This window comes from Pseudomonas sp. MF5691, from assembly GCF_016405645.1.
Taxonomy (GTDB): domain Bacteria; phylum Pseudomonadota; class Gammaproteobacteria; order Pseudomonadales; family Pseudomonadaceae; genus Aquipseudomonas; species Aquipseudomonas shahriarae.
In genome coordinates this window covers 269818-293826 of record NZ_JAEKDC010000003.1, presented here as the reverse complement: position 1 = coordinate 293826, position 24009 = coordinate 269818, and the positions used below count along the sequence as shown (strand labels likewise).

The 24009-nt window shown below is 62.9% G+C and carries 21 protein-coding genes; 3 read left to right on the top strand and 18 right to left on the bottom strand.

Going from position 1 to position 24009, the window contains the following annotated elements:
* Positions 1–44: 44 nt before the first annotated feature.
* The 12 genes from JFT44_RS06620 to JFT44_RS06565 all read right to left on the bottom strand — a co-directional run bounded on the left by JFT44_RS06620 (position 45) and on the right by JFT44_RS06565 (position 10989).
* Positions 45–2357 (bottom strand): MMPL family transporter, encoded by a 2313-nt coding sequence (locus tag JFT44_RS06620; protein ID WP_057958092.1) that lies wholly within the window; start codon positions 2355–2357, stop codon positions 45–47.
* Positions 2347–3030 (bottom strand): outer membrane lipoprotein carrier protein LolA, encoded by a 684-nt coding sequence (locus JFT44_RS06615; protein WP_233096763.1) that lies wholly within the window; start codon positions 3028–3030, stop codon positions 2347–2349. Before JFT44_RS06615 ends, JFT44_RS06620 begins: the two co-directional genes overlap by 11 nt.
* Positions 3024–3452 (bottom strand): thioesterase family protein, encoded by a 429-nt coding sequence (locus JFT44_RS06610; protein WP_057958093.1) that lies wholly within the window; start codon positions 3450–3452, stop codon positions 3024–3026. The genes JFT44_RS06615 and JFT44_RS06610 overlap by 7 nt, the downstream gene beginning before the upstream one ends.
* A complete protein-coding gene (gene hutH, locus JFT44_RS06605) occupies positions 3445–4989 on the bottom strand; it encodes a histidine ammonia-lyase (RefSeq protein ID WP_057958094.1) in 1545 nt (514 codons plus the stop codon). Before hutH ends, JFT44_RS06610 begins: the two co-directional genes overlap by 8 nt.
* The gene (locus JFT44_RS06600; protein ID WP_169989269.1) at positions 4970–5908 is read right to left on the bottom strand and encodes a glycosyl transferase; all 939 of its coding nucleotides are present in this window, start codon (positions 5906–5908) and stop codon (positions 4970–4972) included. The genes hutH and JFT44_RS06600 overlap by 20 nt, the downstream gene beginning before the upstream one ends.
* Positions 5905–6639 carry a glycosyltransferase family 2 protein gene (locus JFT44_RS06595; protein WP_057437268.1) on the bottom strand — a complete coding sequence of 245 codons (735 nt, stop codon included), beginning with the start codon at positions 6637–6639 and terminating at the stop codon, positions 5905–5907. Before JFT44_RS06595 ends, JFT44_RS06600 begins: the two co-directional genes overlap by 4 nt.
* A gap of 122 nt (positions 6640–6761) precedes the next feature.
* Entirely contained in the window at positions 6762–8432 is a 1671-nt protein-coding gene (locus JFT44_RS06590; protein WP_169989270.1) for an acyl-CoA synthetase family protein, read from the bottom strand.
* Complete coding sequence (locus JFT44_RS06585) at positions 8429–8974, bottom strand: hypothetical protein (RefSeq protein ID WP_057958097.1); 546 nt, start codon at positions 8972–8974, stop codon at positions 8429–8431. The genes JFT44_RS06590 and JFT44_RS06585 overlap by 4 nt, the downstream gene beginning before the upstream one ends.
* Positions 8971–9225: an acyl carrier protein gene (locus JFT44_RS06580; RefSeq protein ID WP_032862153.1), complete on the bottom strand. Its 255-nt coding sequence runs from the start codon at positions 9223–9225 to the stop codon at positions 8971–8973. Before JFT44_RS06580 ends, JFT44_RS06585 begins: the two co-directional genes overlap by 4 nt.
* Before the next feature lie 9 nt (positions 9226–9234).
* Complete coding sequence (locus JFT44_RS06575; RefSeq protein ID WP_057958098.1) at positions 9235–9504, bottom strand: phosphopantetheine-binding protein; 270 nt, start codon at positions 9502–9504, stop codon at positions 9235–9237.
* On the bottom strand, positions 9482–10294 hold the full coding sequence (locus tag JFT44_RS06570; RefSeq protein WP_057437274.1) for a 1-acyl-sn-glycerol-3-phosphate acyltransferase: 813 nt from the start codon (positions 10292–10294) through the stop codon (positions 9482–9484). Before JFT44_RS06570 ends, JFT44_RS06575 begins: the two co-directional genes overlap by 23 nt.
* A complete protein-coding gene (locus JFT44_RS06565) occupies positions 10270–10989 on the bottom strand; it encodes a beta-ketoacyl synthase chain length factor (RefSeq protein WP_057958099.1) in 720 nt (239 codons plus the stop codon). Before JFT44_RS06565 ends, JFT44_RS06570 begins: the two co-directional genes overlap by 25 nt.
* Before the next feature lie 349 nt (positions 10990–11338).
* Here JFT44_RS06565 and JFT44_RS06560 point away from each other — a divergent pair, with 349 nt between their 5' ends.
* Positions 11339–12109 carry a ParA family protein gene (locus tag JFT44_RS06560; RefSeq protein ID WP_057958100.1) on the top strand — a complete coding sequence of 257 codons (771 nt, stop codon included), beginning with the start codon at positions 11339–11341 and terminating at the stop codon, positions 12107–12109.
* Positions 12110–12205: 96 nt separating this feature from the next.
* On the opposite strand, the gene trxC is transcribed toward JFT44_RS06560, so the two are convergent.
* The 5 genes from trxC to JFT44_RS06535 form a co-directional block, all read right to left on the bottom strand.
* Complete coding sequence (trxC, locus tag JFT44_RS06555) at positions 12206–12640, bottom strand: thioredoxin TrxC (RefSeq protein WP_057958101.1); 435 nt, start codon at positions 12638–12640, stop codon at positions 12206–12208.
* Positions 12641–12916: 276 nt separating this feature from the next.
* Positions 12917–14380, bottom strand: a complete 1464-nt coding sequence (gene selO, locus JFT44_RS06550) for a protein adenylyltransferase SelO (protein ID WP_057958102.1) — start codon at positions 14378–14380, stop codon at positions 12917–12919.
* Positions 14381–14428: 48 nt separating this feature from the next.
* Positions 14429–17767, bottom strand: a complete 3339-nt coding sequence (gene mscK / locus JFT44_RS06545) for a mechanosensitive channel MscK (RefSeq protein ID WP_057958103.1) — start codon at positions 17765–17767, stop codon at positions 14429–14431.
* A 70-nt stretch (positions 17768–17837) separates the two neighbouring features.
* The gene (locus JFT44_RS06540; protein ID WP_057958104.1) at positions 17838–19580 is read right to left on the bottom strand and encodes a potassium/proton antiporter; all 1743 of its coding nucleotides are present in this window, start codon (positions 19578–19580) and stop codon (positions 17838–17840) included.
* Between the two features lie 159 nt (positions 19581–19739).
* Positions 19740–21365: a methyl-accepting chemotaxis protein gene (locus JFT44_RS06535; RefSeq protein WP_057958105.1), complete on the bottom strand. Its 1626-nt coding sequence runs from the start codon at positions 21363–21365 to the stop codon at positions 19740–19742.
* Positions 21366–21640: 275 nt separating this feature from the next.
* On the opposite strand from JFT44_RS06535, the gene JFT44_RS06530 reads away from it, so the two are divergent.
* Positions 21641–21871 carry a hypothetical protein gene (locus JFT44_RS06530; protein WP_029299225.1) on the top strand — a complete coding sequence of 77 codons (231 nt, stop codon included), beginning with the start codon at positions 21641–21643 and terminating at the stop codon, positions 21869–21871.
* Positions 21868–22161, top strand: coding sequence for a cell division protein ZapA (locus tag JFT44_RS06525; protein WP_057437293.1), 294 nt, complete (start codon positions 21868–21870; stop codon positions 22159–22161). Before JFT44_RS06530 ends, JFT44_RS06525 begins: the two co-directional genes overlap by 4 nt.
* Here JFT44_RS06525 and JFT44_RS06520 read toward each other — a convergent pair whose 3' ends face one another.
* Positions 22162–23964 (bottom strand): acyl-CoA dehydrogenase, encoded by a 1803-nt coding sequence (locus JFT44_RS06520; RefSeq protein WP_120731348.1) that lies wholly within the window; start codon positions 23962–23964, stop codon positions 22162–22164.
* Positions 23965–24009 lie beyond the last annotated feature (45 nt).

Below are 24009 nucleotides of genomic sequence, written 5' to 3'. Positions count from 1 at the left end.
CGGGTTGGCGATCATTACATTCAACTCAAAAAAATTAGTGGGCATCATTGCGCATGTTCCTGGCGGCCGGCCCATGGCGCCAGCATAAAGCTGAAGGCCAGGCCCAGGCTGACCGACAGGCCGAAATTACTCACCGCCGGGGTGCTGGACACCGCCAGCAGGCCAAAGGACAGCCAGGTGGTGACGGCTGCCAGCAACGTCCCCAGCAGGCTGACAGCGGCACCGCCGATCTGTTCGCGCATGAGGATTGCATAATCGACGCTGATCGCCGTCACCAGCAGCAGGCCGAACAGGCTGAACAGGGTCAACGGCTGCCCCAGCCAACCGAGGCTGGCCAGGCTGCACAGCGCCGCCAGCAGCGGCAGGGCGACAATCCGCAGCGCGCCGCCCAGGCCAAAGGGCAGAATCAGCAGCAAGACGATCAGTACACAGGACAATAATTTCAATTCGGCAGCGCTGATCTGGGTTGCGGCAAATACCTGGTTCAAGTCGCCGAGGCGGTCCACCAGTTGCACGCCCGGCAGGTCAAGGGCCTGGATGCGCAGCAGCGCCGGGTTGTTCAAGCCTTGCAGGCTGACCATCGCCGCCACGCCGCCCTCGACATTGCCCAGCCACAGCAGGCGCCACGGCTCGGCCAGCGGGCCAGCCAGGGCGGCGTCGATGTCGGCGGTGGGCAGCGCCTGCAACTGCGCCAGCTCTGCTTGCAGGGCGCTGGCGGGGATGCCGAGGTCGAGCAGCGGCTGCCACAGGGCGGGCAGTTGATTCAGGGCTTCGCGCAATTGCTGCTGTTCGCCGGGGGGGCTGACCAGTTGATTGAGCGCCAGGTAGCCTTGCAGTTTTTCCATGTGCACCAGTTGATCCAGGCGCAGGCTCAACGCAGCCTGGCGTTCCAGCAACTGCTGTTGATTGTCCGCGCGTACCAGGAAGAACTGGCTGGTGGGCTGGTAGCCGGTAATGCGGGCAATCGCCTGGGCTTCTTGCAGCAGTTGCGGCGGCGCGCTGATCCACTGGCGAATATCGTTCTTGCTGTTCAGATGCCACAGGCCACCGGCGCAGAACAGCAGGGCCAGCACCAGCAATGCCTGGCTCGGCAGGCGCTTGAGCAGCGACTCACGCACCCCCAGCAGGAACTCGGCGACCCGCAGCGGCCATTGCGCCGGGCGCAGGTCCATGCCGTTGAGCAGCGCCGGCAACAGGCACACCGCCGACAGGTAGGCGCCCACCAGGCCGGCGGCGGAGAACACGGCGATCTGGGTCAGCGCCGGGAACGGCGTCCAGGCCAGGGCCAGGTAGCCGATGCAACTGGTGGCCAGGCTCAGGCTCAGGCCCGGCAGGGTCAGGCGCAAGGCTGGCCAGCTGCGCCAGGGTTGCAGGCTCCAGCTCTTGGACAGGTAGTGCAGCGGGTAGTCGACGGCCACGCCGATCAGGCTCGCGCCCAGCACCAGGGTCATCACATGCATATGGCCGAACAGCGCCACACAGGCCACCGCGCCAAACAGCATGCCCACCAGCACCGGGACAAACGCCAGCAACACCCGCCAGCGACGAAACGCCAGCAGCAACAGCAACAGGATCCCCACCGTTGCGCCACCGCCGACCCAGGTCATCTCGCGGCTGGCTTGTTGTTGACCGTTGGCCGCGTACAGCAGGCCGCTGGCGGCGAGCAGTTGCACGCCGTGCTGGGCGGCCTGTTCGCGGCTGGCTTGCAGCAAGTCGGCGACTTGCAGCGGCAGCTTCATATCAAAGGCATTGCCCTGGGTACGCGCACGCAGCAATACCCAGCTCTTGCCGTCGGCGTCGGCGATCAGCGCGCCGCTGCCGATATCCAGTTGCACCGCGCCGTGTTGTGGCTGGCTGCTCTGGATGCGTCCGGTCAGGCCCAGCCAGTCGTCCTGGCTGGGGACCAGGCTGAAGCCGGTAAAGGGATCGAACAGTGTGTGTACCCGCTCTGCGATAAACGCCGCAGGCTCGCCGATCAACTGTTCGCGGTCCTTGGTCGACAGCATCGCCAGGCGCCCTTGCAGCAATTGCTGGCGCAGGGCGGGCAGGTCGGCTTGCAGGGTCCAGGTGACTTTTTCAAACAGACCGCTGGCCTGCCAGCGCTCGCCCAATTGTTCGGCCATGGCCACCGCCTGCTGACGCTCGGCATGCCCGACCAGCACCAGCATCTCGCGGTTCAGGGGTTCCTGCATGCGCTGCTCGGCCGCCAGCTCCAGGGCGTCCGGGGTGTTACCTGGCACCAGTTCCATCAGGTTGGCCGACAACGGCGCGCCCTGGCGCCATTGCCAGCCGGCCAGGGCCAGCACGGCCACCAGCAGGATCAGGAACAGGCGCGGCAACCAACGCTCACTGGGCAAAGTCGTGTTGCTCCGCGTCGCTCAAAGGTTGCGTGCTGGTACTGTCCTGCATGCGCAACAGGGTGCTGTCGCCCTGGGTTTCCAGCAACTCGATGGTGTGCACCAGTTCGCCGCCGTCGATATTGATTTGGGTGAACACTTGCTTGAGCAGCAGCGAGCGCGGGATCAACGTGAGTTTCCAGGCCTTGGCTTCGCCTTGCAGCTGCAACTCGAAGTCGCGCTGCAAGCCACTGCTGTCGCCTTGCAGGACGGCGAGGAACAAACGGTTCTGCTCGGCGCCGGCGCTTTTGTTCGGCAGTGGCTGCCAACCGTTTGCATCACGGCGGGCAATACCCTGGGCGTTGATGCGGTAGTCCTGCTGCAGCGGGGTTTTCAGCAGCCAGAGCAGGCCGTGGTCCTTGGCCAGGACGAAGGTACCTGTGCTGGTCAGCGGCTGGGGCAGGGCACGCAGGTGTTTTTCCTGGATGAAGTTGCCGTGGATCACCGTAGGCTTGGCCAGTTGATCGCTGAGCTGTTGCAGGTCAAAAGCATAAGCCCCGAAGCTCAGCAACAACCCTGCCGCTGTAGGTGCGAGCTTGCTCGCAAAAAACCTCAGGGCGCTGCGCAGTGTCAGGGCCCCTGCGTTAGCGTTGACGTCCATCGCCGGCAAGCCAGCTCCCACAGGGGTCAGCATTTCAAGGCCCTTTCGACGGCGGTGGTGAACACGGTTGGCGAGGCCAGTTGCATCTCGCGGCTGGCAATTTCTACGGCCACTTGCACGGTGCTGGCGCGGGTCAGGCGTTCGCCGCTGGCAAGGTCGGTGATCAGGTAGTTGACCTTCAAGCGGTTCTCCCACTCCACCAGGCTGGCGCGCACGTTGAGGGTCTGGCCAAAGGTGGCGCCACGCACGTAGCGCAGTTGCATGTCGATCACCGGCCACGCATAGCCGGATTCGAGCATTGCCGTGTAGTTGTGGCCGAGCTTGTCGAGCAACGCGCAACGGGCGATTTCCAGGTACTTCACGTAGTGGCCGTGCCAGACCACGTTCATCGTGTCGATGTCGAAGAACGGTACGAGGATTTGTGTGTCGCTGTGCAATACGCCGGGGCTACGCATGCAGCCTCCAGTGTTGCGCGGCGATGCGTTGCAGGCACAGGCGCAGTTCGCCCTCCAGGGCCCGGTCTTCGATCACCGGCGGGAAGTCCTTGGCCAGTGCCTCGTGCATCGCAGCCAGGGCTGGCGGCAACGGCCGTGCATCCTTGACCTGGGCGCGCAACCACACGCCCTGGTTGGCGGCGAGCAAGGTGGCGGCGGCCACTTGTTCGGTCAGCTCCAAGACGCGGATCGCATCGCGGGCGGCGATGGTGCCCATGCTGACCTTGTCCTGGTTGTGGCATTCGGTGGAGCGCGAAAACACGCTGGCCGGCATGGTGTTTTTCAACGCTTCGGCGGTCCAGGCGCTGGTGCCGATCTGCACCGCCTTGAAGCCGTGGTTGATCATTGCGCGGTCCGCCGGGGCGCCCGACAGGTTGCTCGGCAAGCCATGGTTGTAGCGCTCGTCCACCAGCAGCGCGAGTTGCCGGTCGAGCAGGTCGGCGACGTTGGCCACCAGGTTCTTCAGGCTGTCCATGGCAAAGGCGATATGCCCGCCGTAGAAGTGCCCGCCGTGCAGCACACGTTCGGCTTCGGCGTCGATGATCGGGTTGTCGTTGGCACTGTTGAGTTCGATCTCGATAAACGAGCGCAGCCAGTTCAGGCTGTCGGCCAGCACGCCGAGGACGTGGGGCGCGCAGCGTAGCGAGTAGCGGTCTTGCAGGCGGTGCAGCGGCGCGGTCGGGGCGTCGATCGCCAGGTCCTTGCGCAGCCAGGCTGCGACCTGCATCTGCCCGGGGTGTGGTTTGGCGGCGAACAGGCGTTCGTCGAAGTGCTCCGGGTTGCCTTGCAACGCCACCACGTTCAGCGCGGTGATGCGTGTGGCCAGTTGCAGCAGGTAGTCGGCGCGGGCGAAGGCCAGGCAGGCCAGGCCGGTCATCACCGCGGTGCCGTTCATCAGCGCCAGGGCTTCCTTGGGTCGCAGCACCAGCGGGGTCCAGCCCAGCTCGCGATGGACATCGGCAGCCTGGCGGCGCTCGCCCCGGAACAGCACTTCACGCTCGCCGGACAAGGTCGCGGCCACGTATGACAGCGGCGTCAGATCGCCGCTGGCGCCGACCGAGCCTTCTTCCGGGATCAGCGGCAGGATGTCGTGTTCAAGAAACGCATGCAGGCGCTCCAGCAGTTCAACCCGCACCCCGGACACGCCATGGCACAGCGACTGTAAACGCGCCGCCAGCACCGCACGGGTGGCCTGGGCGTCGAGCAACTTGCCCAGGCCGCAGCCGTGGAAGGTGTACAGGTGGCGCGGCAATGCCTCGACATGCTGCAACGGCACCGCCACCACGCACGAGTCGCCATAGCCGGTGGTCACGCCGTAGATCACGCCTTCCTTGTCCAGCAGCGAATCGAGGAACTGCGCGCCCTTGGCGATGCGCTGGCGGTACCCGGCATCGTCTTGCAGGCGAGTGGGCGCCTGACGGTTGGCCAGGGCCAGCACGTCTTCGATGCGCAAAGGGAGTTCGCCGAAGGTTACCGGCTCAAGCAGATGCGTCGTCATCGGTCTTCCAGAAAGGGTAAAAGTTGAACCATTGTTGGGGCGCTTCCAGGCAGAATTGGCCCAGGCGTTCGGCGTAGCGGGCGGCCCAGTGGGCGATCACTTGCGGGCGGTCGCTGCGTTTCCATTCGATCAATTGGGCGAAGGGCTCGATGATCAAACGATAGCGGCCCTGGTGCTTGAGGCACATCAGCAGGTTGACCGGGCATTTGAGCAGCCCGGCCAGCAACCACGGGCCCTGGGGGAAGGCCGCGCTATGGCCGAGAAAGTCCACGCGCACGGTGCGCCCGCCATGCAGCGGGATTCGGTCGCCGGCAATCGCCAGCCATTCACCGTCGTCCAGGCGCTGGCTGAGCAGCAGCATCACCGCCGGGTCCAGTTCGCTGACCTGGATCAGCCGCAGGTTGCTCGCCCCGGCTTCGCCCAGCAGGCGGTTGAACTGTTCGGCATGCTTGGTGTGCACCAGCACATTCATGGTGACTTTCTCGCCCAGCTCCGCCAGGGCCCGGCACACTTCCAGGTTGCCCAGGTGCGCACCCACCAGCATCTGCCCACGTTCGCCGCGCAGTTGCCCGCGCAACTGGGCCGGGTCGATGATCTCGATCTGTTCCAGGCGCAGCTTGCCGTTCCATACGTCGAGCTTGTCCAGCAAGGCGTCGGCGAAGGCCATGAATTGGCTGAAGACCTTTTTGTGGCTGGGGCGCAGCTCGTCGCGCCCGTTCCAGTCGGCCAGGCGCTGCTGGTATTGCCAGATGCTCTGGCGCGCGGCGCGACCAAACACGAAAAAGTACAGGACGATGCCATACAGCAGTGGGCTCAGCACCCGGCGCCCGAGGACCTTGGCGGCGAACGCGGTGAGCTTCATCAGCCAGAAACTGCCGCGCTCCTGGCGGTCGGCCCAATGCCGGGTGTTTTCGCTCATGCCTGCCACCGTCGCCAGAGGATCAGCGGCGCACGCAGCAACATGCCAAAGAACAGCCGGGTGTGCATCGACGAAATCAGCAGGTTGTCGTGGAACATCCGAAAGTGCGACAGGCCATCGGCCGGGTAATGCACCTTGGTCGGCAGCCAGCGCATCGGCTGGTTGCGCCATGACAAACGCACGAGGATGTCGGAGTCGAAATCCATGCGCTTGCCGATCCGCGCCGAGTCCATCAGCGCCAGCACCGGTGCCAGCGGGTAGATGCGAAAGCCGCACATCGAATCGCGGATCTGCAGCGACAGGCTGTTGATCCACACCCAGACATGGGTCAGGTAGCGGGCGTAGAGGCGGCCCTTGGGCACGCTGTCGTCGTATTCGGGGTAGCCGCAGATCACCGCATCGGGGTGAGTGCGCGAGGCGTCGATAAACAGGGCGACTTCGCGCAGGTCGTGCTGGCCGTCGGCGTCCACTTGCAGGGCATGGGTAAAGCCCAGGCGTGCGGCTTCGCGAAAACCGACTTGCACCGCACCGCCCTTGCCCTGGTTGGTGGGCAGGGTGATCAGCGAGACGTTGTCCAGGCTGGCCAGTTGCGCCAGTACGGCGGCGCAGGCGGGGCTGCTGCCATCGTCCACCAGCAGGCAGGGCAGGCCATGCTCCAGCAGGCTGCGGACCACGGCGGGCACGGCGGCTTCATGGTTGTAGACCGGGATCAGGGCGCAGGGGTTATGCATGGTGGCGGACACCTGATGGACCGAGTTGCCTGCATCGCAGGCAAGCCAGCTCCCACATTGGGAATGTGTATCCATTGTGGGAGCGGGCTTGCCCGCGATTGAGCGCGCAGCGCTCACCCAACCTATGCATGAGAATTCTCCAGCAAAACCCGCCCGCTGGAACACGCCGCACTGTCATTGCGATAAGCGAAATACAACTTGCCCCGCTCGCGATCAAAACGCAGGTGCAACTCGACCACATCGCCCGGGCGCACCAGTTGCTGGAATTTGAGCACTTCCATGCCGGCAAAGGTCGGCGGGAGATCGAGCAGTTGCTGGCCCAGATTGAACGCCCATTCCACCTGCACAACCCCCGGCAGCACCGGGGTGTGGGGGAAGTGGCCGCTGAAGTAGGCCAGGTCCGGCGGAATGCTCAGTTGCAGGGTCCATTCGCCGTCGCTTTCGACCTGCGCCAGGACGTCCGGCGCCTTGGGGCGCGGCGCCTGCAGCAGGGCTTCGATTTGCGCCTGGGGCAGCTTGCCCTGGGGGTTGAGCGGCAACTGCCGCAACAGGCGCCAGCGGCGGGGCAGGGCCAGGGCTTCGCAATGCTGGCTCAGGTGTTGGCGCAGGGTTTGGGTGACGGTCCGTCGGCCTTGGTTGCGCAAGGCGTGCAGGCCGTCGCCACTGAGCACCACCAGGGCGCCGAGGGACGCGCGGTTTTCCTGGACCACGCCCAGGCGCGCTTCGGCGACCCAGGCGTGATCCGCCAGGGCTTGTTCGAGCATCGGCAGGGAGATGCGTTTTTCTTCCAGCTTGACGATCCGATCCAGGCGCCCGAGCAGTTCGAAGCGCCCGTCGGCGTGGATCTGGGCGGCATCGGCAGTCTGCTCGACATGCCCCGCTGGCAGGTACGGCGAGGCAATGCGCAAGGTGCCGTCGGCATCCTGGCTCAGTTGCACATCGGCAAACGGCTGCCACGGCGCGTGGCCCTGGCGCCAGGCAATGCCGCCGGTTTCCGAGCTGCCGAGGATCTCCGTCGGCCACTGCTGCAGGCGTTGATGCAGACTGTCGGCCGCGTCGGCGGGCAGTGCGCCACCGGAGGAGAACACGCGCTTGACCGTGCTCAAGGCGGCCCAGTCAAGATTATCGCCCATGCGCTTGAGCAGGGCCGGGCTGGCCACCCAGGCAAAGTGCGGGTGCTGGCGGCTGACGCGCTGCAAGTCTTCGGGGAACGGCAGTTGCTCACGCACAAACGTGCGCCCAGCGCACAGCGGCCACAGCACGCGGAACAGCAGGCCGTAGATATGCTGGGTGGCGACGCTGCCGATGATGCAGGCCTCGCCCAGGTCGGCGCCCCACAAGGCTTCCAGGGCCTGGACCTCATTGGCCAGTTGGCGCAGGGTTTTGTCGATGCGCTTGGGCTCGCCGCTGGAGCCGGAGGTGCACAGGCTCAACTGGCAGGTATCCAGGTCAAGGGCGGCGGCGGCAACTGCGGGCTGGTAGAGCGCGTCAAGGTCGCCCGCTTCGGTCAGCCAGGCGTCAACATCAGCGGCCCAGCGTTGGCGGGTCTGGGGTTGCAGGTCGGCGGGCAGCAACACGCTGACCCCGGCCTGCCAGGCGCCCAGCAAGGCGATCGCCAGCTCGCCGGCGTCGTTCAGGTGCACCGCCAGGCGCTGGATGCCACGGGCTTGCAGGCCGGACGCGAGGCTCAGGGCCCGCTCGCACAGTTGCGCGTGATTCATCGACGGTTCGGTAGTGACCAAACGCAGTTCTACAGGCTCAAGCAACAGATGCTCAAGATTGACCCAATTCATACGCGGCCTCGAACCCTTTGTCGTATCAGCCATTCCACGGCAAACAACAGCCCCATCAAGCCATAGGCGATCAGACCGTTGTACAACGTCCACCAGCTCAGCGGTGCCCACAGGGTGAGCGCGGCGGCGAGCAGGCCGTTACACAAGAAAAACACACTCCATGCCACGGTGACCTGGCGTGTGTACGCAATGGCCTTTTCGGGCAATTGCGGATCGCTCAGGCGCGCCAGGCGCTCGACCATCGGCGGGCCGTATTTCAGGCTCAGGCCGAACAGCGCCAGCATGAACACGCTGACCAGGCTCGGGTACCAGCGCAGCAGTTGCGGGTTGTCGAACCAGGCCAGCAGCAGGCAAAACACAATTGCAGCCGCCGCCATCCAGCCACTGCCAGGGCGTCGCGGGCCGGTCAGCGCGCGCAGCAACCACAGGCTGGCCAGCAGCAGGCCGAATTGCCACGGAGCGAAATGCTCCGTGCCGTAATACACCGCAAAAGGGTACAGCAGCCCTACCAGCAACAGGCCAAGGCCGATCAGCCGGCTCATGCGGCCGGTTGGACCAGGCGGTAGACCGCCTCGACCACGTCATTGACCGTACGCACGGCCTTGAACTCTTCGGCGGCGATTTTCTTGCCGGTCTGGCGCTTGATATGGTCGATCAGGTCCACGGCATCGATGCTGTCGATTTCCAGGTCCTGGTACAGGTTGGCGTCGAGAGTGACCCGTGCCGGGTCCAGTTCAAACAGTTCCACCAGGGCGTCGCGCAGGGTGTTGAAGATATCGTCACGAGTTTGCATGGTTGGGTCTCAAGCTGCCTGTCTGGCCGTGACGAACGCCGCGAGGCTGGCCACGTTGATAAAGTGATTGCGGGTGTCCTTGGCGTCGGCGTCGATCTTGATGCCGTACTTTTTCTGGATCGCCAGGCCCAGTTCCAGGGCGTCTACCGAATCCAGGCCCAGGCCTTCGCCGAACAGGGGTTGCTCGCTGCCAATGTCGCAGGCGTCGATATCTTCCAGGCCCAGGGCCTCGATGATCAGGGTTTTGATTTCGTGCTCAAGGCTGTTTGGGTTGCTCATCTTCGGCGAGCTCCTTAATGAAATAGTGATGCAGGTAATCGTTGAGCTTGCGTGAGGCCTGAGGCGCTGGCCCTTGTGAGGCAAACACCTGTGGGTCTATATCGGCACCCACCTGCAAACTGAAGTGAAAGCGGCGGTGGGGGATGCGATACCAGGGCTCGGCCTTGGTCAGCGTGGTCGGGCTGACCTTGAGCACCACGGGGGTGATGATTGTCGCACCGCGCAGGGCGATGGCGGCGGCCCCGCGATGAAAGGCCGGGGCTTTGCCCGGTACGGTGCGGGTGCCTTCGGGAAAGATAATCAGGGTCTGGCCGCCCCTCAGGGCGCCTGCGGCGGCATCGAGCATGTCGATGCTGCCGTCATTGCTGATATAGCCGGCATCGCTCACCGGGCCACGGGTGAAAGGGTTATGCCACAGGCTTTGCTTGACCACGCAATTGGCATCGCGCACCAGGCCGATCAGCACGACGACGTCGATCAGCGACGGGTGGTTGGCGATGATCATCTGCCCGGGGCGCCCGAGTTTTTCGGCACCCTCGACGCTGTAGGTGAGAATGCCGGCGCGGTACATCATGTTGATAAAGAACCAGAACAGGCGGCCGATGGTCAGGCGCGCACGTCGCTGATGCTGCTGCGCATCCCCCGGCAGGCAACTGAGCAGGGGAAACACCAGCAGGCGCAGGCACAGGCCGCCCAGGCCGAACAGCACGAAGCTGGCGGCCGTGGCGAACAGGCGCCAGTAATAGGCGTCCCGGGGCTTGTCGGTCAGGGTTTGCGTTGCCAGTTCCATACTCGGTTCTTCCAGGCATGTTGGCAGGCCCCCTGCTCGGTAAGCAGGGCGCACAGCAGGTTCAGGGCATGGGGCCACTGGGTCTTGGCAGGTTGGACAGTCGCGGTGTGCAGCGCCAGTTGCCATTCGTCGCCTGGGGTCAGCAGCAGGCCCAGGGCGTAGGGGAACGGCACGTCGTCGATCCAGCGTGCGTAGGCTGGAGGTGGCTGCTCTTCGGTAATCACCAGCAATACCGCCGGCGCGCCCTCGTTGAGCAGGGCGGCGGCCTCGAGCATGCCGTGCTCCAGGCCGTCGCCCGCGGCTGCCAGGGCAGTCATTTCGCTGGTTTCATTGCGCAGGATCGACCACAGGCCAATTACCGCGTTGTGCACCGACAGGCTGAACTGGGTGGGCGACAGGGGCTGGTCATTGGCCAGGTCGCTGAGAATATCCAGGGTGCGTGGGGTTTCGCCGTGACGTGAAACAAACACCAGCGGCAGATCCTGCAAACCTTCGGCCAATGGCCAGCCGACGCTGAAGGCCATCCGCGCCAGGCGGCTCAGGCGCCGGCGCTGCATGGCCGGCAGGAACGACACATCGGGCGCGGCATCGCTTTGGGCGAGCAACACCTTGGCATGGCACCAGTCGCGCCAGGCATCCTCGCTGTCGAGCCCAGGGGCCCAGGCACGCCATTGGGCGATGTTGAAGTTGATCACTGAGAAGATTTCCCGCCCCTGCGGGCTTCCTTGTGCTGCAAATTGCCCCGCCGCGACGGGACATGGCGCGATGGCCGAGTGGCGCGCATTATCCCGGTGCTGTGGGGTTCTAGCAAACTTTGGTAAAGAATTGTTCACGAGATATTACAAAGTCGGCGAAAAAGGATCAGTGATTGTCCGCCAATGGCTACGGGTGTCTGGTGTCAGGTAACTCTGTATTGGTTGGCGTGTTACGAGATAGTTATGCGGGATCCATCCCCAGATGCTGTAGTACAAGCTTGATCAAGGTAGCGAGCGGGCGCTTTTGCCCTCTACACTCGGGCATTCATTGATACACGGAGGTTTTTCCATGCGGCGCGTGGTGTTCAATCAAAAAGGCGGCGTTGGCAAATCCAGCATCGCCTGCAACCTGGCGGCGGTCAGTGCCAGTGAAGGCTATCGAACCCTGTTGGTGGACCTCGATGCCCAGGCCAACTCGACCCAGTACCTGACGGGGCTGACGGGCGACGATATTCCCATGGGTATTGCCGACTTCTTCAAGCAGACCCTGTCTTCCGGGCCGTTTTCGAAGAAAAACCAGGTGGATATCTACGAAACCCCCTTCGACAACCTGCATGTCATCACTGCCACCGCAGAGCTGGCGGACCTGCAGCCCAAGCTCGAGGCCAAGCACAAGATCAACAAGTTGCGAAAGCTGTTGGATGAATTGTCCGAGGATTACGACCGGATTTACCTGGATACGCCGCCGGCCCTGAACTTCTATGCGGTTTCGGCGCTGATCGCCGCTGATCGTGTGTTGATCCCTTTCGACTGCGACAGCTTCTCACGGCAGGCGCTGTATGGCCTGCTGGCGGAAATCGAAGAACTCAAGGAGGACCACAACGAAGGCCTCGAAGTGGAAGGCATCGTGGTCAACCAGTTCCAGGCCCGCGCGAGCCTGCCGCAGAAGATGCTGGACGAGTTGATTGCCGAAGGCCTGCCGGTGCTGCCGGTGTACCTGGCCAGCTCGGTGCGCATGCGCGAGTCCCATCAGGAAAGCAAACCGCTGATCCACCTGGACCCGCGCCACAAACTGACCCTGCAGTTTGTGGAGCTGCATAACTTGCTGGAAAACGCCTGATCTGAAGAGTGAACACGCTCAATGTGGGAGCTGGCTTGCCTGCGATCAGGGGGGGCCAGCTTGCAGAGGCATCAACTGACCCACTGTCATCTGGGGTTACACCCCTTGGCTACGCAACCAGCTCATCAGTTGCGGTAACGGAAACGCCCCGCTCTGGCGCGCTACTTCCCGGCCGTTCTTGAATAGGATCAGGCTGGGAATCGAGCGAATCCCCAATTGTGCCGAAAGCTGCTGGTTGGCCTCGCTATCGAGCTTGGCCAGCCGGCACTTGCCGGCCAACTGCCCGGCGGCCTGTTCAAACACCGGCGCAAACGCCTTGCACGGCCCGCACCACGCGGCCCACACGTCCACCAGTAGCGGTAAATCGCCCTTGATCTGGCTGGAATAATCGCCCTGGTTCAATTCAAACGGTTTGCTCAGCAACATCGGCTGCTTGCAGCGCCCGCACTTCGGGGCATCGCCCAGGCGTTCGTGGGGGATGCGGTTGAGGCCGTTGCAGTGTGGGCAGGGGATTACAAGAGAATCGGACATGATGGGGTTCCGTTGACGTTGCCAATGAACACTATTTGGAGCCAGGGCCAAGATTATCAAGGTTAGGCGGTAGCGACGCACGGGCTCACATTTTTGCCTGTGCACATGTTTGACGGCGTATCCAGGCTGCCTACGCAGGTATGAGATACCACCACTGGTCTGCTGAGCGCTTATCGCATACTGCGATAATTTGATCCCGGGACTAACGCTCATAGCAAGATGCGATAACGGCAAGTGGAAGGAATGACCGGAAATGAGCGTATTCATTGAGCAGGGTTAGGACGAGCAACTGATCTCCAAATGCTTGCCCCAATCGGGCGGCCGCTGCGCGTACTGTTCCATCCCCGGCTGTTCTTCAAATGGCGTGCTCAACACCTCATGCAGTCTTCGCACTTCACTGTAGTCGCCTGACTCGGCGGCGGTGATGGCGTTTTGTGCCAGGTAGTTGCGCAGGATATACAGCGGGTTGACCGCGTGCATGCGCTCGCGGCGTTCTGCCTCGCTGCCAGTACCGTCGCGCTCAACCCGGGCCTTGTACTCGTCGGCCCAGGCATCGAAGCCCGCGCGGTCGACAAAGTCATCACGCAGGCGCGCCACGGCCAGTGCGGCGGATTCGTCGCCCAGATGGCGGAAAAACAAGGTGTAGTCCACGCCACTGTTCTGCATCAGTTGCAGCAGGCGCTCCACCAGTTTCTGGTCATCGTCCTCGGCGGTGGTCAGGCCCAGGCGGCGGCGCATCAGGTCCAGGTAATGGGCCTGGTACAGCGGCAGGTACAGGCCCAGGGTCTCGCGCAGGGCTTCAACGCTGATGTATGGCGTCAGCGCCTGGGCCAGGGCGCTGAGGTTCCACTGGCCGATGGGCACCTGGTTGCTGAAGGAATAGCGGCCTTCGTGATCGGAGTGGTTGCAGATGAAGTGGGCGTCGAAGTCATCGAGGAAGGCAAACGGCCCGAAGTCGAAGGTAATCCCCAGGATCGACATATTGTCGGTGTTCATCACCCCATGGCAAAACCCGTAGGCCTGCCACTTGGCGATCAGCTCGGCATTGCGCTCGACGATCTCGCGGAACATTGCCAGGTAGGGCTCGGGTTGCTCCTGGCATTGGGCAAAGTGCAGCTTCAGCACATGCTCGGCCAGTTGTTGGTGCAGCTCGGTTTTCTGGGTGTAGTAGAAGTATTCGAAGTGCCCAAAGCGGATATGGCTCGGCGCCAGGCGCAGCACCATGGCCGCGCGTTCCTGCTTCTCGCGCCATACCGGGGTGTCGGAGCCGATCACGCACAGGGCGCGGCTGCTGGGGATGCCCAGGGCGTGCAAGGCTTCGGAGGCGAGAAACTCGCGGATCGACGAACGCAGCACCGCGCGGCCATCGCCCATGCGCGAGTAAGGCGTTTGCCCGGCGCCCTTGAGGTGCAAGTCCCAGTGCTCGCCCGCCGCGTTATACACCTCGCCCAGCAGCAAGCCGCGGCCGTCCCCCAGTTGCGGGTTGTAAGAGCCAAACTGATGCCCGGAATAGACCATCGCCCGCGGTTCGGCCTCGGCCCACAGCGTGTGGCCGCCGAACAGTTCGGCGAACACCGGCGTGTCGGCCACGGCCGGGTCGAGGTCCAGCAGGGCCATGGCGGCGTTGCTCGCCACCACCAGCCGTGGCTCGTCGATGGGCTCGGGCAATACGTGGGTTGAGAAACCATCGCCCAGGCGGGCGAAGCGGTTGTCGAAGGTCAGGTCGTCGAGGGCTTTCACCGGCCATCTCCAGCAGAATGTCCGAGCATTCTGCTGGGGATAGCGCGGTTAGTCGAGTTTGGCCGGCGGTGTGGGTTGTGGCGAGCCGTCATTCGCCGGCTTGCTCACGGGTTCGACTTCCACCAGCTTGTATTCCTGGCCGTGCAGGTTTTTCAGGTAAATCTCCATCTGACGGAACGAAATGTTGATGCTCTGCTTCTTGAACTCACGGTTGATAAAGCGGTTGACCTCATCAATCACCGGGTTGCGGTCGCCCAGATCGCGTACATGCATGCGCAATTCGTGGTCGAGGGTGCTTTCGCCGAAGTTCAGGAAGTACACAAGGGGTTCCGGGTCTTTCAGTACCCGTGGGTTATCCCTGGCGGCCTTGAGCAACAATTCCTTCACCAGGTCCAGATCGGAGCCGTAGTCCACGCCAAGCTTGAGGGTCACCCGGGTGATGGTGTCGGTCAGCGACCAGTTGATCAACTGCCCGGTGATAAAGGTTTTGTTCGGGACAATGATGTCCTTGCGGTCGAAGTCGGTGATGGTGGTGGCGCGGATGCGGATCTTGCTCACCGTCCCCGACAGGTTGCCGATGGTAATGGTGTCGCCGATGCGCACCGGGCGCTCGAACAGGATCATGATGCCGGAGATAAAGTTGGCGAAGATCTCCTGCATGCCGAAACCCAGGCCCACCGACAGCGCGGCCACCAGCCATTGCAACTTGTCCCAGCTGACCCCGAGGGTCGACAGGGTCGACACAAAGCCCACACCGGCAATCACATACGACAGCAAGGTGGTGGTGGCATAGGCACTGCCCTGGGCCAGGTCGAGTTTGGACAGCACCAGCACTTCCAGCAGGCCCGGCAGGTTGCGCGCCAGGGCGAAGGTGATGCCGATGATGATCAGTGCGCCGAGCATGTCGCCGATGCTGATGGGCACCATGCTGATATTGGCGCCGGTGCCGCTGGTGTACTCGTAGAGGGTGATGTTGTCCAGGTAGGAGAACACCGAGATCAGGTCTGACCAGACCCAGTACAGCGCCGCGATAAAGCCGCCGAGCAAGGCCAGGCGAATCAGGCGCATGGACTGCTCGTTGACCTGCTCGATATCCAGGGTCGGTTCCTCAATCACCACTTCGCCGTCGCCGGCTTCCTTGGCCGCCTGGCGCTTGGCCAGTGCCCGGGAGTAGGCCAGGCGCCGTGCGGCCACACCCAGGCCACGGACGAAGGTGGCTTCGATCACCAGCCAGAACATCAGCAGGTACAGGGTGTTGATCAGGCGGTCGCTGAGTTTGAGCGCGGTGTAGTAGTAGCCAAAACACACGGCAATAAACAGCGCGATGGGCAGCGCGGTAAACGCCACGCCGACCACCTTGCGAAACAGCGAGGCCTTTTCATGGGTCGGGCTATTGAGCAACAGGCGACTGAGCAGCCAGGCCATCAGCCCGTAGCAGGTCAGGACCACAGCGATCCCCAGCACATCGTTGGCCAGGGCCGCCGGCTGATGTTCGGCGATGGACACCACGGCCACCAGCGCCAACACCACCAGCCCCAGTTTGCGGATCCAGCCCTGGAGGAATTCGACCTGGGGTTTTTCCCAGCGGAAATGCAGTTCGGCCACACCGCCCGGCGCCAGGATGCGATAGGCGGTGTAGAACACTAACCACGCCTGGGCGATCTGTACCAGGGCCATGCCCAGGTTGGCGTTCTGCCCACGGGCATCGATTTGCAGGGCGTAGCCACACAGCGCCAGGCCGAGGGTCACCGGCAAGGCCAGCAGGATATTCACCAGGATGGCGATCGGGGTGTGCCACTGGCTGTCACGTTTGAAGTGACCGATATCCATATGGATTTTTTTCAGCCGCTCGTACAGGTTGTTACGTCGCCATAGCAGGGCGCCGATCAACAGCAGCAGGGGCAAGAACAGCAGCGGGCGCTGGGTCAGGCCGTCATACAGTTCGCTGAGGCTGGAGGCCCAGGGCAGGGTGTTGACCTGTTTTTCCAGGCGGGTGGGCACGGCTTCCAGCCATTCGACGTCCAGCGGTTTGTTGCTGGGGATCCAGAACATCTGTTCGTCGAGGGTCGCGCGCAGGCTGGCGGCGGTGCTGAGCAGCTGTTTCTGGTTCAGTTGCAGGGTGATGGATTCGTTGAGCAGTGCGCTCAGTTCCCGGCTCAGGCGCTCGAGCAGGTCGCTGCGGGTCACGGCCAGTTCCAGCAGGGTGCGGCGCAATTGCGGGGTGACCTGGTCTTCGGGCTGGTTGGCCAGCAAGTTATCGACGTAGGCACTCGGCGAGTTGATCAGTTCGCGCTGCTGGTTGACCTCGAACTGGTACAGGCGAATGTTGGCGATATCGTCCGCCAGATCCCGGTCGACCTTCAGGCGCGGCAAGGCCTGTTTCTGTTGATAGAGAATTTTCGACAGCAGCAGGCTGCCCTTGAGCACGTTGATCTGCTCGTCCAGGGCCGAATCGCTCTGGGTCATGTTGTCCAGCAACTGCTTGGTTTTCAGGTTCTCTTGGGTCAGCTCGTTGAGCCGGTCGGTGCTTCTGAGCAGGTAGTCGGACAGTTTCAGGTTGGCCGCGCTTTCCGTGGTCAGCAGGCTGCTGCCGCCGGCCTTCTGCGCTTCGATGGACTGCTGAGTCACGGTTTCCTGGGACTGGGCCAGGCGTTTCTGGTTGATCAGGGTTTGCAGGTCCTGGATTTCCTGCTCCAGGCGCGCGGTTTTTTCCACTGCCAGGTCATGCTGGCTGTTGCCCAGGTCTTGCAGCTGGCTGTTGCCCGCCAGCTCCTGGCGGCGCAGCGGGATCAAGGCATTGAGCGCCGCCAGTTCGGCATTCAGCAGGTTGCGCTGGTCGCCGTTGAGGGGTTTGCCATTGTCCTTGCCGGCCTTGAGGATGCCATTGATCTGCTGGATGCGCGTCTGGCTCTTGCTGATTTCGGTCTGGGCGCGCTCGGGGCGGGTCTGGGCGGCGATGCTCAGGCTGTTGGCGTCGGCCAACTCCTTTTGCAGGTCGCCCTGCTGGGTGCTGCGCTGCACCAGCAGTTGTTCGAGCTGGGGCACCGGCAGGCTGGCGTAGCGCTGGGCCACAGGCACCACTTTGGTGCTTTTGAGGCGGGCCAGTTCACGGGAGTTTTCCGTGGTCTGGCGGGGCGCGCCTTCGAGCTGACGCTTGAGGTCAGTCAGGCGTTGCTCGTAATCCTGCTTGTTGCCCAGCAGGGTCAGGGTCTGCTGCAACACATTTTGCAGCGCCTTCATGTCGGCGTCGGGCAGTTTGCGGTCAGGCAGCTTGTCCAGGGTCTGTTGCACGCTCTCGATGCTTGGCGGGGCGGCGGCATATACGGGGCTGACGCAGAGGGTCAGACCCAGTAGGGCAGTGGCTAAAAAAGTGCGCAGGAATGTCATAGAGACCGATCGAACAAGATGAAGAATAGGGGGCGTGCTGATGGCCACTGGCGCATCGTCGCCCCGCAGTTTAGAGGAAGAATCCGGGCCCCGGGCGACTTCCTTCGGGGAATCTGACGCCGACTTTGCCGATCTTGTTCCCGTCCATCACGGCAACCGTCCAAATGGTGTTGTTCCACTCCACCTGGTCGCCGACAACCGGGGCGCCACCGACTTTCTGGGTAATAAAGCTGCTCAGTGGCATGTCCGGGTCGATGCCGTCGAGCTTGAGCCCGTACAGCGCCGAAACCGCGCCCAGCTGGGCGTCGCCCTCCAGCACGAAGTCGCCGAAGAAGCGCAGGTCCAGGCCCCGTTGTGGTGCCTGGCTGAACAGCTTGCCGAGGGCGGCGAGGTTGTGTTCATGGCCGATCACGCACAGCAGGTCATCGGCTTCCAGCACCGTACTACCCGACGGATGGAGCAGTTGCTGGCCACGAAACAGCGCGGCGATCCGTGTGCCTTCGGGCATTTTCAGCTCGCGCAGGGCCGCGCCGATGCACCATTTCTCCGCCCCCAGGCGGTAGACGAACAGCTCCCACTCGCTGGTGACGTGCACTTCCAGGGCTGCCCGGGAAATCGGCGCAGGCTCGGGTGGTACCGTCACTTTCAAGAGTTTGGCGACCCACGGCAGGCTGGTGCCTTGCACCAGCAACGACACCAGCACAATAAAGAACGCCAGGTTGAAATACAGCTGGGCGTGGGGCAGGCCGGCCATCAACGGGAACACCGCGAGAATGATCGGCACCGCGCCGCGCAGGCCGACCCAGGCGATAAACACTTTTTCGCGGCCATGGAAGGCCTTGAACGGCAGCAGGCCGACGGCCACCGACAGCGGCCGCGCAAACAGGATCATCCACAGTGCCAGGCCCAGGGCCGGCAGGGCGATGGGCAGCAGGTCATGGGGCGTGACCAGCAGGCCCAGCACCAGGAACATGCCGATCTGCGCCAGCCAGGCCATGCCGTCGAGCATATGCAGGATGCCGTGGCGGCTGCGTACCGGGCGGTTGCCGATCACCAGGCCGCACAGGTACACGGCGAGGAAGCCGCTGCCGTGCAAGGCATTGGTCAGGGCGAAGACGAACAGGCCGCCGGCGATCACGAGGATCGGGTACAGACCGTTGGCCAGGTTGATCCGGTTGACCAGTTGCAGCATCAACCAGCCGCCGCCCAGGCCGATAATGCCGCCGATGCCGAACTCGCGGATCAGGTGGGTCAACAGGCTCCAGTGCAAGCCGGTCTGGCCGCTGGCAAGCATGTCGATCAGGGTCACGGTGAGGAACACCGCCATCGGGTCGTTGCTGCCGGATTCGATTTCCAGGCTGGCACTGACCCGTTCGTTCAGGCCCTTGCCGCCCAGCAGCGAGAACACGGCGGCGGCATCGGTGGAGCCGACGATGGCGCCGATCAGCAGGCCCTGGATGATATTGAGGTCGAACAGCCAGGCCGCCGCCATACCGGTGAGGCCGGTGGTTATCAACACCCCCACGGTCGCCAGCGACAGGGCTGGCCACAGTGCCACGCGAAAACTCGCGACCCGGGTCCGCAAGCCGCCATCGAGCAGGATCACTGCCAATGCCAGGTTGCCCACCAGGTAAGCGGTTGGGTAGTTATCGAAAATGATCCCGCCGCCATCGACGCCGGCCAGCATGCCCACGGCCAGGATGATCACCAGGATCGGGATCCCCAGGCGGGACGAAAGAGAACTCACCAGAATGCTCGCACCTACCAGCAACGCGCCGATCAAGAACAGGCTGTTGATGGTCGTCGCATTCAAAGGCAGTACTCCGAAAATAAGGCGGGCGCAGACTGACCATGCAGTCTGCGTGCCAGCGATTCTAACCTGTTGAATTGCTGCGCTGTCAAAAAGCTTTTCAGGTTTACGCAGAACCAATGTGGGAGCAGGCAAGCCCCCACATTTATGATGCAGTGTCTGTTAGAGACGGAATCTACCCACCATCCCATTCAAATCCACCGCCAGGCGCGACAACTCACTGCTCGCCGCACTGGTCTGGCTGGCGCCGGTGGCCGACTGCACCGACAAGTCGCGGATGTTCACCAGGTTGCGGTCCACTTCCCGCGCGACCTGCGCCTGCTCTTCTGCGGCGCTGGCGATCACCAGGTTGCGCTCGTTGATCTCGATAATTGCGCTATTGATGGTATCCAGGGACATCCCCGCGCCTTTGGCGATATTGAGCGTCGATTCGGCGCGCTCGGTGCTGTTGCGCATCGAATCCACTGCCTGTTCGGTGCCGGCCTGGATACTGCCGATCATCCGCTCGATTTCACTGGTCGATTGCTGGGTACGATGGGCCAGGGCCCGTACTTCATCGGCAACCACGGCAAACCCGCGCCCGGCTTCCCCGGCGCGCGCGGCTTCGATGGCGGCGTTCAGGGCCAGCAGGTTGGTCTGGTCGGCCAGGCCGCGAATCACATCCAATACCTTGCCGATATCCCGCGACTCTTCGGCCAGGGCGCCGATCAGCGTGGCGGTGCCCTGCACATCGCCGCTCATGCGCTCAATCGCGCTGACGGTTTCCTGCACCAGGTCGCGGCCATCGCCGGCCGAGGCGGTGGCGTTTTTCGAGGCTTCGGAAGTGCTGACGGCATTGCGCGCCACTTCTTCGACGGCGCTGGTCATCTCGTTGACGGCGGTGGCCGCCTGCTCGATCTCGTTGTTCTGTTGGGTCAGGCCACGGGCGCTTTCATCGGTGACGGCGTTCAGTTCTTCGGCAGCCGAGGCCAGTTGGGTGGCCGAGCCGGAAATGCGCTGCAGGGTGTCGCGCAATTTCTCCTGCATTTTATTCATCGCGCGCAACAGGCGGCCGGCTTCGTCATCGCCATCGACCTTGATCGGCTGGGTCAGGTTGCCCTCGGCAATCTTCTCGGCCGCGTCCAGGGCCTGGGCGATGGGCAGGGTGATGCTGCGGGTCAGCAGCCAGGCAAATAGCATGGTCAGCGCCGTGGCCAGCACCAGCAGGGCGACCACCAGCTCGAAGGCCGAATCATATTGCTCGGCGGCTTTCTGGTTGCTGTCGTTGGCCATCGAATTGTTGATGTCCAGCAGACGCGTCAGGACCGCGTTGACTGCCTCGGAGTTGCTCAGCAGTTCGGTGTTGAGCAAGGTGCGCAGCTCTTCGATCTGATTGTTGCGCGACAGGCTCTTCATCCGCTCTTCGATCTGCCGGTACTGGCCCAGCAGGCGCACATAATCGTCGTAGGCCGAGCGTTCCTCGCGGCTGTCGATCAGCTTTTCATACACGCTCTGGGCTGTCCGAATCTGCTGGTTACGCAGTTCAAAGGCTTCCAGGGTCTTTTGTTGCACCTCCGGCTCGCGGTTGGTCAGTAGGCGGTAGGACAACACACGCAGGCGCAGGGTCAGTTGGGTGAAGTCGTCGAGGGCGCGAATGCTCGGCACGCTGCTCAGGGTGATGTCTTCGGTGGCACCCCGGATCTTGCCCATCTGATTCAGCGCAAAAACACCGAGAAACAACATCAGCGCACCAATGCACGCGAAGCCGAGAAACGCGCGCGGCGCGATATTCATATTACGAAGAGACATGCAGTGGTCCTGGGAGAGGCGCGATCCGTGCGGCTTTGAGGCGGGGTAAGCATGACCTATCGGACGTACGACTAAAGTCTTGAGGGGGTGCGCGTTTTTGTCGCATCCTGCGCGGATTGGAATGGATTCAGGAACCAGATGGCGTAAATGCAGTCACTAAGGCTCCACAGCGTGGCCTGACCCGTGAAATCGGGGCTGCGCGCCAGGATAACCCTGGCTTCCACGGTGAATTTTCTTTATCGTCACCGCCCTTTGAAAAAGCCCGAGAATTCAAAATGTTAGAAACATCCCTCAGCCAACTGGAACAACTGGTCAGTGACCTGGTGCAGCAGAATCAAGCTCTGCTGGGCACCAACGAATCCCTCAAGGCCGAGCTGGCCCGCGCCAAGGATGAGAACGACAGCTTGCAACTGAACCTGATGGAGCAGGAAGAAAAGCAGGGCGCCACCGCAGCCCGTATCCAGGCGTTGGTTGAGCGTGTGAGCGCAGGTCCTGTCAGCGCATGAGTGAAGGGATAAAGGTCGTTTCGATTCTCGGTGAGGATTACTCGATCAAGGCCCCGGATGGGGAAGACAGCACCCTGCTCAAGGCCGTGACCCTGCTCAAGGCGTCCCTGGCAACCACCAAGCAGAAGTACCCGACCCTGATCGGCGACAAGCTGCTGGTGCTGGCGGCGCTGAATCTATGTGCCGAACAGATCGACATGCAGCAGCGTCACCAGCAGGAACTCGACCGTTACCAAGAGCAAGTCAGCGCCACGGTCGACGTGATTGCCAAGGCCATCGGCCAGCCCTGATCAGAACCATTCATCCTGCATGGCCAGGCACGTATCGTCCCGCGCCTGCAGGATCGACAGTTCATGATGGCAGCCCGGTACTTCCCACGTCAGGAAGTACCGGGCCGCTTGCAGCTTGCCTTTATAGAAAGTCACATCCGTCGCATTCCCCCTGGCCAGCCCTTCTTCGGCGCGGATCGCCTGTTCCAGCCAGCGCCAGCCAATCACCGTATGCCCAAACACTTTCAGGTACAGCGCCGAGTTCGCCAGGCTGCTGTTGACCTTGCCTTGGGCGAGATCCGTCAACAGCCCCAGGGTCACGCTTTGCAGGCGCGCCACCAACTGCTCCAGTGGTTCGCGCATGGCCGTGAGTGACGGGTATTGCTGGGCCCGTGCGCCGGTCTCGGCGATCAGGCGAATCAACTGCTTCAGGCCCGAACCGCCATTTTGCGCAAGCTTGCGTCCCAGCAGGTCCAGGGACTGGATGCCATGGGTGCCTTCGTGGATCGGGTTCAGGCGGTTGTCGCGGTAGTACTGCTCCACCGGGTATTCGCGGGTGTAGCCGTGGCCGCCGAGAATCTGGATCGCCAGCTCGTTGGCCTTCAGGCAGAACTCCGAGGGCCAGGATTTGACGATCGGGGTCAGCAGGTCCAGCAACTCATGGGCCTGCCTGCGCCCGGTTTCGCTGTCCAGGGTGGTGGTGTCATCGAACAGGCGCGCGGCATATAGGCCCAGGTCGAAGGCGCCTTCTACATAGGCTTTTTGCGTAAGCAACATGCGCTTGATATCAGCGTGCTGGATGATCGACACCGGCGCGGTGTTCGGATCTTTGCTGTCGGGCAGGCGGCCTTGCGGGCGTTCCCGGGCGTATTCCAGGGAGTACAGGTAACCGGCATAACCGAGCATCACCGCACCCATGCCGACCCCAATCCGCGCCTCGTTCATCATCTGGAACATACAGGCCAGACCCTGGTGCGGCTTGCCCACCAGATAGCCGACACACTCGCCGTTATCGCCGAAGTTCAGCGCGGTGGAGGTGGTGCCGCGCCAGCCCATCTTGTGGAACAGCCCGGCCAGCAGCACATCATTGCGCGGGCCCAGGCTGCCGTCGTCGTTGACCAGGAACTTGGGCACGATAAACAGCGAAATGCCCTTCACCCCGGCGGGCGCGTCCGGCAGTTTGGCCAAGACCATGTGCACGATGTTTTCCGACAGCGGGTGATCGCCACCGGAGATAAAGATCTTGTTGCCCTTGAGGCGGTAGGTGCCATCCGCCGCCGGCTCGGCGCGGGTGCGGATATCCGACAGCGACGAGCCGGCATGGGGTTCGGTCAAGGCCATGGTGCCGAAGAAGCGGCCCTCGATCATCGGTTGCAGAAAGCGTTGCTTCTGCTCCTCGGTGCCAAAACTCTCGATCAGGTTGGCCGCGCCCATGGTCAGGAACGGGTACGAGGTGGAAGCCGCATTGGCTGACTGAAAGTGCGCAAAACAGGCCTGGGACAGCAGCGTCGGCAGTTGCATGCCACCGGCTTCAAAACTGCGCGCCGCATTGAGAAAGCCGGCTTCGAGGAAGGCATCCACGGCAGGTTTCACTTCCGGGATCAGGATCGCCTGGCCATCTTCGTAGCGCGGTTCGTTCTCGTCGCCCTTGCGGTTGTGGGGGGCGAAGTACTTTTCGGCGATGTGGCGGGCGGTGCCGATGGCGGCATCGAAGGTTTCGCGAGTGTGTTCGGCAAACCGCTCGCGCTGGGTCAGGCCCTCGGCATCGAGGACTTCATACAGCTCGAAAGCCAGATTGCGGGAACTGAGGAGCGTCTCGGACATGGCGGCTTACCTATTTGGGAATAGGCCGCAGTCTAAGTGCGCGAA